The sequence below is a fragment of the Algibacter agarivorans genome (genome assembly GCF_039543245.1).
Lineage (GTDB): Bacteria > Bacteroidota > Bacteroidia > Flavobacteriales > Flavobacteriaceae > Algibacter_G > Algibacter_G agarivorans.
Genome location: NZ_BAABJJ010000031.1, coordinates 21,661 through 34,413, shown reverse-complemented (window position 1 = coordinate 34,413; position 12,753 = coordinate 21,661). Strand labels below are relative to the sequence as shown.

Genomic DNA, 12,753 nt, shown 5'->3' with positions numbered 1-12,753 from the left:
TTTGGTTGGTTTTTTTTATCCGTGAATAGTTTCAGATTTCCCATAATTTTGAATCACTTCTGCCTCAAAATCTATAAGTTCCTGCCAACGTTTGTCAACATCAATGCCTTGTCCGTATTTACGAGCAAAACCTATGAATGTCGTGTAATGCCCTGCTTCGCTAATCATTAAATCATGATAAAATTTAGAAAGTTCAGGGTCCTTGATTTCTTTTGAAAGTAGTTTAAAGCGCTCGCAACTTCTAGCTTCAATCATTGCCGAAAACAATAATCTATCTATCATGCTTTGCAACCTGTTTCCACCTTTATTCATGAATTTATAAAGCTCATTAACATAGCTGTCTTTGCGTTCTCGACCTAGTTTGTAGCCGCGTTTTTTTATAATATCGTGTACCATCTGAAAATGCTCCAACTCTTCCTGGGCCAAAAGGAGTAAATCGGTAACTAAATCGGTGTGTTCGGAATTAAGCGTAATAATAGTTATGGCATTGCTGGCGGCCTTTTGCTCGCACCAAGCATGATCCGTTAAAATCTCCTCAATATTCGACTCTACTATATTTACCCATCGTGGGTCTGTAGCTAATTTTAAACCAAGCATATTTTTTTGTTTTTGTAAAAGTAGTCAAATACCAAATAAGCTTAAAAATAACCGATTAAATTATTTGGGCATTCCCTAAAGGTCGGGCTTTTGGCAGTCGCTTTTTTGTGTTGCATAGGTGCAACAACACAAAAAGAGCTCCAACAAAGCCTCAATCCCTAATGCGAGTTGCGTAATGCAATAGGGATTGTGAATTCGTATTATGTTTATTGGTTTTATTATTGAAAAACCCACCCCTTAATCCCCTCCCAAGAGGGGAAGGCTTTGCGACTTGTTTGAAGTTTAGATTTAATCGAAAAGAATTCTTCGTGGCTCTGTCTCGGGGTTTCAATTGAAATTGTCATTCCCGTGAAATCGAAAGATTCATGAATTCAAAATATCAAACAATAAACTAAAACTTCCATGTAGTTTCAACCAAACTTCAAGCTTCGGTCTTCCTTCTTCGGTCATCAACTAATATAATTCCAGATATTCTTATACTTGCCAAGCTGTTTATACGTATGTAAAATCACTTTATTTTCTGGAAGCGAAAGCGTAGAATCTATTTTTAGAATGTTTTTAGCATGGTGTCTGGCTAATTGTAAAATATCGCTGTCCTTTATGATGTCTGCTATTTTTAAGTTTAAAACACCGCTTTGTTGTGTGCCCATAATATCGCCAGGGCCACGCAAACGCAAATCGACTTCGGCTATTTCAAAACCATCGTTGGTTCTTACCATGGTTTCTAATCGTGTTTTACTGTTGGCGCTCAGTTTATGACTTGTCATTAAAATGCAATAGCTCTGTTCAGCGCCTCGACCAACACGGCCTCTTAGTTGATGTAATTGCGATAAGCCAAAACGTTCGGCGCTTTCAATAATCATAACCGATGCATTAGGAACGTTTACGCCAACTTCAATAACTGTTGTGGCTACCATAATTTGAGTTTCGCCTTTTATAAAGCGTTGCATTTCAAATTCTTTGTCGGCAGGTTTCATTTTACCGTGGACAATAGATATTTGATAGTCGGGCATAGGGAAGTCTCTAGAGATGCTTTCGTAGCCATCCATCAAATCTTTATAATCCATTTTTTCATTTTCTTGAATTAACGGATATACAATATATACTTGTCGCCCTTTGTCAATTTCATCACGAATAAATCGGAATACATTTAGTCTGTTTTTATCATATCGATGAACCGTTTTTATGGACTTTCTACCAGGGGGTAATTCATCAATTACAGAGATGTCTAAATCGCCATAAACAGACATGGCCAATGTTCGTGGAATGGGGGTGGCGGTCATGACTAAAATGTGTGGGGGGATAGAAGAAGAGGTTTCTCTAGCTTCCTCCCTTTGGGAGGATTGAGTAGGCCCTTTTCTCCATAATTTACTTCTTTGGGCAACTCCAAATCGGTGTTGTTCATCTATGATTGCGAGTCCTAAATTTTTAAATTTCACCTTATCTTCAAGTAAGGCGTGGGTGCCAATTAGCACCTGTAATTCGCCGTTTTCTAAAGATTCATGAATTTCTCGTCTTTTTGAAGTTTTAGTTGAACCTGTAAGTATTGAAATACTGATATTCAATTTATTACATAGTTCTTGTAGTCCGTAATAGTGCTGGACTGACAAAATTTCAGTCGGCGCCATTAAGCAGGCTTGAAAACCGTTGTCAAGTGCTATTAATATTGACATGAAGGCTACAATGGTCTTTCCAGAACCTACGTCGCCTTGTAAAAGCCGATTCATTTGTGCGTTGCTTCCTAAATCGGCACGAATTTCTTTTAAAACACGTTTCTGTGCATGAGTTAATTCAAAGGGTAAATGGTCTTTGAAAAAGGAATTAAAATAGTTGCCGACCGTTTCAAAAGAAACCCCTTTTATTTTAGATTTATGGATTAAATTTTTAATGATTAATTGCAGTTGAATATAAAATAATTCTTCAAATTTTAATCGAAATTGAGCACGAGAAAGTAACTCTTGGCTCTTCGGAAAATGCACATTAAAAAGCGCAGATTGTTTGTTGATTAACTTTAATTCTGAACGTAAATTGTCCGGTAAAGTTTCAACAAATTTTCCGTTAGTTTCTGTAAATAATTGTTGCATGATTTTGCTAATCACACGATTTGAAATCCCTTTATTTGATAATTTTTCAGTGGAAGGGTAAACCGGTTGCATGGCAGAACGAAGGTTTTTTTCGTGTTCTTCTTGCAATTCAAGTTCTGGATGCGCCATGCTGAATTTTCCACTAAACCAATTGGTTTTGCCAAATGCTACATAGGGTTTGTTAAGCTTTAAGTTTTCGCGAATCCATTTCTGCCCTCGAAACCAAACCAATTCCATAGCACCAGTTTCGTCAACAAAGGTTGCAACCAAACGTTTGCCTCGTTTTTGAGCCACTTCTTTAAAGCCCGTTATTTTGCCAATAACTTGTACATCGGCGTTATTACGCTGTAAGCCACTAATTTTGTAATACTGGGTTCTGTCTATATATCTATTTGGAAATAAGTTGATTAAATCTTGATAGGTGTGAACGCCTAATTCCTTCCGTAGTAAATCGGCTCGATTAGGCCCTACGCCTTTTAAGTAATCTATGGGAGTTTGAAGGTTAACAGACATAAAGGCGAATTTAATTAATTCTCATGAAAATGGTAATCTTATTATATTGGAACTTTTAAGATTGTTATTAAAGTGGTAATTTGGTCTAATACTTGTTGGGTTTTAAATATGAAAAATATAGTACTTCTTTTATTCCTGTTTACTGCTTCTTTGGGGTTCTCCCAACAAACCGATAATGTGGATTTTAATACAGCCAAAGCCCATATTGTTTTTGGTGATTTAAGCAAAAAGGAAGTTACTGGAACGATTACTTATGAATTTGAAATTCTAAAAGCCGTTGATTCTGTTTTTATTGATGCAAACAAAGTGGTGTTTTCAAATATTGTTTTGCATGGATTGGGTGTTCAGGCGGATGTTGAATTTCATAATGACTCCAATAGATTAATTATCTACAATGAATTTAAGAAAGACGAGAGGTATGAGTTAAAATTTGATTATTCGACTCAGCCCAAAAAAGCCCTGTATTTTATAGATTGGGACACTTCGACTGCACTCAGTGGGACAATCAGCAATAAACAAATCTGGACCCAAGGCCAAGGAAAATACACAAGTAATTGGCTGCCTTCTATTGATGACATGAACGATAAGATTGAGTTTGATTTAACAATAACTTTCGATAAAGATTATGAAGTTATTGCCAATGGAAAACTAACAAATAAACAAATCAACGACTCCACAACCACTTGGCATTACGATATGCAAAAGCCCATGTCAAGCTACTTAGTTGCCTTGGCTATCGGAAAATATGACAAGAAAGTAGAATATTCAAATAGCGGTATTCCTTTAGAAATGTATTACTATCCTGAAGATTCTTTAAAAGTTGAGCCCACGTACCGCTATACCAAACAGATGTTTGATTTTTTGGAGGAAGAAATAGGCGTGCCGTATGCTTGGCAAAATTATAAACAAGTTCCTGTAAAAGACTTTTTATATGCAGGTATGGAAAATACGAGTACCACCATTTTTGCCGATAGTTTTGTAATTGATTCTATTGCCTTTGTGGATAAAAACTACGTTAACGTTAATGCACATGAATTGGCGCACCAATGGTTTGGCGATTTGGTTACTGAAACGTCTGGAACGCATCATTGGTTGCAAGAAGGCTTTGCGACTTATTATGCCTTGTTAGCAGAACGCCACATTTTTGGAGATGCGTATTACTATTGGCAGCTTTACGACTATGCTCAAGAATTGTTAGAGCAGCACAAAGCAAGACAAGGAACGGCGTTGCTCAATCCAAAATCGAGTAGTACAACGTTTTATAAAAAAGGGGCTTGGGTGTTGCATGTGTTGCGCGAAAAGGTAGGCGATGAAGCCTTCAAAAAAGGTGTGAAAAACTATCTACTAAAACATCAATTTAAGAATGTAGAGACCGATGATTTTATAAGTGAAGTTGAAAAGGCAAGTGGCCAAGATTTGACAAATTTTGTAAACACTTGGTTGGAAGGCAGCGGGTTTCTTTATGAAGACTATATTAATCCTTTAAAAGCGGCTTCAAAAGAGATCGCGCAAATGATTACACTTGACGATATGTTGTTAGTGTCATCAGATGGTCTAGATAATAAGATAAATAGATACTGGGAAAATGCCATGTATCCGAGAGTTAAAGCTCATTTGTTTTCAAAGGAAATGATTGCGGGCGTTAACCATAATATTTTAAAAAAAGCATTAAAGTCAAATGATTTAAAAATTCGTCAAGCCGTCGCGCTATCGCTATCTAAAGTGCCTTTAGAATTAAAAACAGATTATGAAACCCTATTAGAAGACCAATCTTATATAACAATTAAAGCAGCTTTGTTTGGTTTGTGGAATAGTTTTCCTGAGGAGCAAAACAAGTATTTAAATCAAACAAAAGATATTGAAGGCTTTAATGATAAAAACATTAGAATAATTTGGTTGGCATTGGCATTGGTAAGCGATGATTATAACCCTGAGAATGAAACGGCTTACTTTAATGAATTAACGGATTATACAAGTCCTAAATACGGTTTTGAAATTAGAGAAAATGCTTTTAAATATTTATTATGGATAAGTGCTTGCGCTGAGAACTGCAAAGAAAATTTAGAGCAAGCAACAAAGCATCATAACTGGCGATTTTCAAAATTTGCTAAAGCCATGCTTAAGTCTATGCAGTAAGCCAAAATGTTTCCGTCATTCTGAGCGAAGCTTGAGCATCTGTTTATTATGGTGGAATTTATGAGATTGCCACGTCGTAACCTCCTCGCAATGACGTGTTGGGGTGTGACCCTGAAACAATCACGAAAGCTTTTGGGACAGGGTGACGGATTCATTTCTACTTCCTCCGTTCCAAATTCGACGGATTTCTACAAATTAAACAACCAGATAAATAGGTGATTGAAAGTTCGTAAACGCCATCGGTCCTGCCAATGCCTGTTGTATTTACATCATAGGAAAATCCAAAACGTAATTGCTCAAATTCTATTCCTACAAAGGCATTTATAGAGGTTAGTAAATGACTGTTTGAATTGTTTTTTGCTGGATTTGTAACTGCCATGGCACCTAGCATTAGTTTTTCTAATTTTATGGTCGTTCCGATATCTAATCTATTGTATTCGCCTTGTTGCATGTAGTTGGCTGAAATAATCATGTCGTTATAATCAAAATAAGGGAACTTGTAATTGGCATGCAATGAATAAAAAATGTCTAACGGTACATTGCCATTTTCAACAAATGAAATATTGGGTTTGTTTAAATGTTTCACTGAAGCTCCTAACCATAAATCGGTGTTATTTCGGGTGTTTTTTTTGTCGAAAACAAAACCAGCGGTAAAATCGACAAAGTTTATTTTTCTATTGGCGTTTATTGCAAAAGGGTCGGATGATGTTGGATTTATCGTTCCAGAATTGATATTAATTTGGTCTGATAAAACTAAATTCCCGAAGTTAAAAGATTTTGCCCCAAAACCAACTTCTACAGCTGGTCTGAAATACCATTCGTTTGCAAGTCTAATATGATATGCGAAGTTTATATTGCCTTGTAAATGATTGTAATTCGTATTGTTTTCATGTTGATTTAAAATACTAAAGCCTATACCGCCAATATCTTCAATCCACGAATTATAAAAGGCATATTCGGTGTCTACTCTTAAATCTAGGCTAGGCCATTGTGTTCTGTGGATTAGCCCAAAATATGAAGCATCTTCAAAGCCAGAAAATCCTGGATTTAAAGTTTCAGGAACTAAAAAGTATTGAGAAAAAATAGGGTCTTGAGCGTTTACTTTAATTGAAAAGCAACTTATAATGATTAATGTGAATATTTTAAATTTCATCCTTAGTTGTTGCTTTTATTTAATGGATACAAATGCGCCTTTTCTAGTAATAGTACCGTCATAAAAAGTTTTGGCCTCAAGGGTGTAGTAATAGTTGCCGTTTTCTGCTTCAGCATCATTTATTTTACCATCCCAACCTTTTATATTGTCGCCTTTTTCAGAATATATCAAACTGCCCCAAGTGTCATAGATATTGAGTGTTATATCGCTTAGTGCAATAGATTCTGGAGCAAAATAGGCATTCATGCCATCGCCATTTGGTGTAAATGCGTTTGGCATGATTATACTATATCCTTTTTCTATAATTAAAGTGATTTGTTTCGTGTAAACACATCCAAAAGGGTAGGTTGCTGTTTGTGTAACGATGTAGCTACCTTCATTAATATAGGTATGAGTTGGGTTTTCTTCTGCTGAAAAATTACCATCTCCAAAATCCCAGGATATAGAAATATAGTCGCCAGTAGCGGTATTTGTAAACTGAATAGGGTCTTGAATGGAATAGAATCCAAAAGTACTGAACGCATTTGATGTTATTGCAAAATCAGCATCACCTAAAACAGGAATATCAACATTATATGAGAAATTGGTTGTGCAACCTAAACTATCAGAAACATCAATAATCACAAGTCCATTTTGATTGGTATCCATGATTTCTCCATTTGCACCACTAATCGAACCGCTGGACCAATTAATATTATATGGAGGAACACCACCTGAAACTTGGGCTACAAAAGATTGCTCAACCGTTTTGGCGGCACAATCAAAATCGGTAACCGTATTAACATGAACTTCAAGGGGTTCGAACCTGTTAATAGTCCAATCTCCAGAGATTTGACAAGTATTGGCATCGGTTATGGTAACTGAATAATTTCCTGGTGGTATAGCGTTGAGGTCTTCTGTGGTTGCGCCGTTGGACCATGAATACGTTAGCGGAAGTGTGCCTCCTGTAACAATTAAATTAATAGCACCGCTATTGGCATCATCGCAATCTAAAGCATCGGTAGTATTTGCTGAAAGCGCTAGTTTGTCAGGTTCAGTAATTGTAAAGGTTTCGGTGATGACGCAAGGTGTGCCATCTGTAATAGTGACGGTGTATGTGCCTGGACCAATATTATTGCGTTCAACACCAGCAGTAGGGTCATCGTCCCAAACTACGGTTACTGGGGCTATACCTCCAATGAGATTTAATACAATACGCGCATCGCTTTCTCCAAAACAAGACACGTTATTTACGGCAGGTGTTATGGTGAAAATAGGCGCTTCGTCAATAACAACGGTAGCCTGCTTTACACAATTTGTATTATCTGTTACGGTAATCACATAAGTACCTGCGGATAAATTTGTTTGAACCATTCCAGACCCAAAATTACTCCATGCCGTAGTATAAGGTGGATTGCCGCCAGATATATTGTTGATGGTTATAGATGCGTCATTATCGCCATAACATTCAATTTCTGTGGCTGTATAATCTATAATAATTTCATCTGTTTGAATTAAAATTACTTCTAAAGTATCGGTGCAATTTGATTTGTCCGTTACCGTTAAATTGTATGTTCCTGCAAATAACCCTGTTAAATTTTGAAGATTACTGGTAAACCCGTTTGGTCCCGTCCAAGCGTATGAATAATCAAAAACTCCGGGACTGGTTTCAATTAATCGTCCTCCAGAAATAGTAACATTAATTTCGCCAGTAGCATCGCCAAAACAAATAATATTGACTTGATTTGACAGGTTGGCGTTTAATGCTGTTGGTTCCATTATCGAGAAACTTTCAATAATAGGCGTACAGTTATTCGTGTCAGTTACTGTTATTTCATAATCACCAGGACCTAGATTTGATAAATCTTCCGTAGTTGTAAAAGCAGCTCCATTTCTTGTCCAATTATGGGTGTATGGTGTTGTTCCTCCAGAAATTTCAATACCTATAGTGCCATCATTTGCTCCAAAACATGAAATGGTTTCTAGGTCGAAATCAATCGTGCTAAATATTAATTCATTAGGTTCAGTAATTGTGAATGTGTTTGAAAACGGACAACCACCATCATCTATAATGGTAACCGTGTAGTCTCCGGGTTCTAAATTAGAAATATCTTCATTAGTGTTGGTGTATCCGTTTGGTCCTGTCCAAGAAATTTGATATGGGTTTCCTGTCGAAAACGGCACGCCACCAGCTATTGAAATGTCAATAGAACCAGTATTTGCCAAATAGCAATCGCTGTTAATTGTAATTTCAGTTATGCTAATGGATGGATTAACCGTTATGGTGACTTCAAAGTCATTGCCAATACAAATTCCTGATGTTGGTGTAACGGTGTAAGTTGCCGTTGAAGGGTTTGTGGTGGTATTTATTAAGGTTTGACTGATGTTGTTTTGAGGGGTTGTTTCGATTGAAGCTCCGCTTATAGAGCCAATTGGATTTATAACAGGGTTCGTCCATGTGTAAGTGGTTCCAATAGGAGCTATGTCGCCTCCGGAATTATCAGGTGTAATGGCGAAAGCATTACCGCTACAAATAATGTCTGATTTAGGACCAATACTTGGTGTTTGATTGATTGTGATTTCTGCGACATTGGAAGTGATTTGAGTACAACCTCCTGAAGAAAACGTAATAATAGCGTAATAAAACGCTGTTCCAACGGTTCCTGAGGGCGGATTATAAGTAGCTGTTGTTTCGCCAGTAATAGCCGTTCCTGTAGTGGAATCATTTACTGAATTCGAATACCATTGATAAGTTGGTGTGCCCACACCGTTAGCATACGACACTGAAAGCTGATTTAGGGAATCGCCAAGACAATAGGTGTTGGAGGCTGGTTGTGCAGTGAAAACTGGTGCGGGATTTACATTAATTTCCGAAGTAGTACTAACCACACTACAACCAGCGCCAGGTTGCGTAATAACAGCATAGTAATAAAGTGTTCCAACAGTTGTGGTAGGTGGTGTGAATATGCTGTTTGTTTCACCTGTAATTAATGTCCCGCCAGAATTTGTGTTTGTTGTATTGCTATACCATTGGTAATTATATGAACTTCCTAATCCGCCTGAAACTATGACTTCTAAATCTTGTGGTATAATGCCTTGACAGAGTGTTTGGGTGGTTATGGGGTGTGTCGTAATAGTTGGGTCGTCAACAACAATAACTTCGGCTACTTCGCTTGTAATATCGCTACAGCCACTTCCGTTAAGTGAAATAAGCAGATAGTAATAAAAATTACCTGAGGTGTTAAAAGTAGGTGGCGTATAGTTTATGCTGTTTGCTCCTGCAATAATCGTTCCTCCAGTATTGGAATTTGTGGTATTGCTGTACCATTGATAAGTTATTGTCCCTGTGCCTCCAGAGTGTGTTACGGAGAGTGCGGAAGCAATATCTCCACCGTTACAAATACGCTCTGTTAGTGTTGGGTTGGTGTCTATTTGAATGCCATCAACAATTTCTATTCTTGCTGTATTTGAAGCGATTTCGTTGCAGCCTGATCCAGAGGTAAATGAGGCCACGCAATAATAATATGTAATGCCAACAGAGGTGTTTGGTGGGGTGTAAGTTGAAGCCGTTTCTCCTGTAATTGAAGCTCCGCCAGTATTAGAATTTGTTGCATTGCTGTACCATTGGTATGTTGGTGTTCCTGGGCCATTTACAGTAATGGATAATGCGTTTAAAGGGCCGTTTAAACAAACCGTTTCGGGCTGAGGTTGACTAGTGAATTCAGGAGCGGGGTCTACAGTAATTATTAAAGTTACTGAACTGCCATCGCAACCACCAACAGATGGTGTAATGGTGTAAGTAACATCTTGAGAAGTTGTATTAGAATTAAAAATAGTTTGAACAGGAATGACATCTGTATTCCCAGAAGCAGTAAATCCCGTTACTCCAGCTGGAGCTGTTGCTGTCCATATATAAGTTGTGTTTGTAATATCAGAAGTAAGGGTTACTTCCGAAGTATTTGTGCCGGAACAAATAGTTTGCGTTAAGTTGGTATTAGTAAGTGTTGGAATTGGATTTACTGTAAAATCTTCAGTATCCGTAGTTGTATCGCAACTATTCGTTACGCTAAACGATACTTGGTAATTTCCAGGAGTAGCGTAAACTATAGTTCCAGGATTTAAAGTGTTGGCGGTTGCGGGCGTGCCACCAGGAAAACTCCAGCTATAGGTTGGGGTTTCGGAACTTGGGGCGCAAGCATCAACTGTAGCAACTGGTGCTATAGATGCTGAACCACAAAAATTAACGATAGGATTAATAGTTGTTATTGGTGGTCTTTTTACTTCTATTGTTTCAGAAATTGAATTGCTTCCACATGAATTTGTTGTTGTTAAAGTAAGTGTATAAGTGCCAGCGGTATCAAAACTCATCGATGGAGCTGCTGAGTTTTCATCTGTACCATTTGTAAAACTCCATTGCGTTGGATTGTTTCCACAAAAACCAGAGCTATAAGCTACTTCCCATAGGTAAGTTTCGCCCCCGCAACTTTCACTTAAATCTGTGGTATTTGTGGTTTGTATGGCAAGCGGAGAGCAGCCATTGTTTGTGCTTAAGGTGAACTCAGGTATTAATTCGGGTTCAATACAAATTGTTTTGGTTATGGTGTTTGTAGCCCCGCAGGAGTTTTCACCATACAATGAAATCGTGTAAGTTCCAGGGACCGTATAGATATGACTAGGGTTTCTTAATGTGGAGATTGGACTGCCGTCTCCAAAATCCCAGAAATACCCATCATTTACACTACAATCATTGCTATATCCATCTAAAGAATTGTTGTTGAATTGAATAGGGGTGTCAACACAACTTGTAGGAGGGTCTTCAAAATCTACTTCGGGTTTTCTTAAAATAATAATAGGTCCAGCGGTTAAATTGGTTTGTCCGCAAGATGTTGTAATCGCTAAGAAAACGGTATAGCTGTTAGGGCAACTGGTTTCTGTGTATGTGTGAGGTATTGGGAAATCTTGTGAATTTACAGGGTCTGTTGCATTAAAATATGTTGATGCTTCAAGTTGTGTTTGTGTGTAGCTTTCGGTGTTACCATCTCCATAATCTACAAAATAGTTGGTGTCTGGAGGGTTGGTAGCCCAAGACCCAATGGCAAATTCAATGGGGTTAACGGGCGTGCAAAGATTAACTGTGTTTCCAGGATTGACAATGGCACCTGTTGGATTACTTGAGTTCTTGATTAAATATATTACGGTATTATCACAATTACTTCCATTGCCAGTTATTCTCATGTTAAAAGAACCTAATTGGGTGTACGTGTGTGTGGCAGGAAAAGTAACAGTTGTTTCTATGGCACTTCCATCACCCCAATCTACATCATAAGAGTTTATGCATGTTGCAGACACATTAGCTATACCGACATTAATAGTATATGAAGGGTCTGTAGTGTTGTTCCCACAATTATTGAATGGGTTAAAAGGACTATCAATGTCTGTGAATTCTAACATCGGTTTTTCTTGAACAAGAACAGCTTGTGTTACAGAGTTGGAACAGCCATTAGCATCGGTAACTGTAAGTGTAACGTTTACGTTTTCTGTGCCACAACCTGTAGATGTGAATATGTGAGTTGGATTATCGATGGTACTTGTACTGCCGTCATCTGTAAAATTCCAATTATAAGTAAATGGTCCAATTCCAGTAACATTTGATGTGAAATTTACAGAAGTGCCAGCGCAGGCACCACTATTATTAAATGTGAAATCCACTGTAGGTTCGCTTACAACAACGGTTGCAGTACCGTTTTCGTTTGATGTATCATTTGTGCTATCTTCAACAGAAACCAACTGGTATGAAAAAGTGCCGACTGTGTTAGTGTTAACATTTATATTTACGGAATCGTTAGAGCCAGTTGTGTTTATAGTTTGAGTTCCACCGCCATTTATAGTATAAGTAAATGTATACGGCGCAGTTCCTCCAGAACCCGTAAAAGTTATTTGCGGTTCGGTATCATTTCTGCAAACATCAGTTGAACCAGAAATTGTTGCAGCTGGCGGAAGTAAAACAGCTACCGTATGGTTTTCTGTTTCTAAAATGGTTTTTTCGTCGTTTATAAAATCGATTTTATTTAGGGCGAAAATGGATATAGTTATTATAAAAAAAGATAGTACGGTAAGAAAATAAGTCTTTCGCATGCAGAAAAAATGTATTAATAGCTGAGACTAAAATAAATATTCTTTTTAATGAAGCCCAATTAAAACAGGATTTATGTTGATTTTTACAGATTTATACCCATTATTAGGTATGTTATGCCTCGATAAAAATCATTTATAAGAGTTTTTTGATATTTT

At 37.4% G+C, this 12,753-nt stretch carries 5 protein-coding genes; 1 reads left to right on the top strand and 4 read right to left on the bottom strand.

Translation table 11 applies throughout. The features are described from left to right. Nucleotides 1–15 precede the first annotated feature (15 nt). Together ABD935_RS10810 and recG are read right to left on the bottom strand one after the other, a co-directional pair. On the bottom strand, nt 16–597 hold the full coding sequence (locus ABD935_RS10810; RefSeq protein ID WP_345192047.1) for a MiaE family protein: 582 nt from the start codon (nt 595–597) through the stop codon (nt 16–18). A 449-nt stretch (nt 598–1,046) separates the two neighbouring features. Further along, a complete protein-coding gene (recG, locus tag ABD935_RS10805; protein WP_345192046.1) occupies nt 1,047–3,194 on the bottom strand; it encodes an ATP-dependent DNA helicase RecG in 2,148 nt (715 codons plus the stop codon). A 108-nt stretch (nt 3,195–3,302) separates the two neighbouring features. On the opposite strand from recG, the gene ABD935_RS10800 reads away from it, so the two are divergent. After that, the gene (locus ABD935_RS10800; protein ID WP_345192045.1) at nt 3,303–5,330 is read left to right on the top strand and encodes a M1 family metallopeptidase; all 2,028 of its coding nucleotides are present in this window, start codon (nt 3,303–3,305) and stop codon (nt 5,328–5,330) included. Nucleotides 5,331–5,487: 157 nt separating this feature from the next. Here the strand turns inward: ABD935_RS10800 and ABD935_RS10795 are convergent, their stop codons facing one another. Together ABD935_RS10795 and ABD935_RS10790 are read right to left on the bottom strand one after the other, a co-directional pair. Further along, nucleotides 5,488–6,483, bottom strand: a complete 996-nt coding sequence (locus ABD935_RS10795) for a PorP/SprF family type IX secretion system membrane protein (protein ID WP_345192044.1) — start codon at nt 6,481–6,483, stop codon at nt 5,488–5,490. 15 nt (nt 6,484–6,498) lie between these two features. Beyond that, a complete protein-coding gene (locus ABD935_RS10790; RefSeq protein ID WP_345192043.1) occupies nt 6,499–12,597 on the bottom strand; it encodes a PKD domain-containing protein in 6,099 nt (2,032 codons plus the stop codon). Nucleotides 12,598–12,753 lie beyond the last annotated feature (156 nt).

Bases quoted from the DNA above. Each gene is read 5' to 3' on its own strand.
- ABD935_RS10800 (WP_345192045.1), top strand. From the start codon at position 3,303: ATGAAAAATATAGTACTTCTTTTATTCCTGTTTACTGCTTCTTTGGGG.
- ABD935_RS10795 (WP_345192044.1), bottom strand. From the start codon at position 6,483: ATGAAATTTAAAATATTCACATTAATCATTATAAGTTGCTTTTCAATT.
- recG (WP_345192046.1), bottom strand. From the start codon at position 3,194: ATGTCTGTTAACCTTCAAACTCCCATAGATTACTTAAAAGGCGTAGGG.
- ABD935_RS10790 (WP_345192043.1), bottom strand. From the start codon at position 12,597: ATGCGAAAGACTTATTTTCTTACCGTACTATCTTTTTTTATAATAACT.
- ABD935_RS10810 (WP_345192047.1), bottom strand. From the start codon at position 597: ATGCTTGGTTTAAAATTAGCTACAGACCCACGATGGGTAAATATAGTA.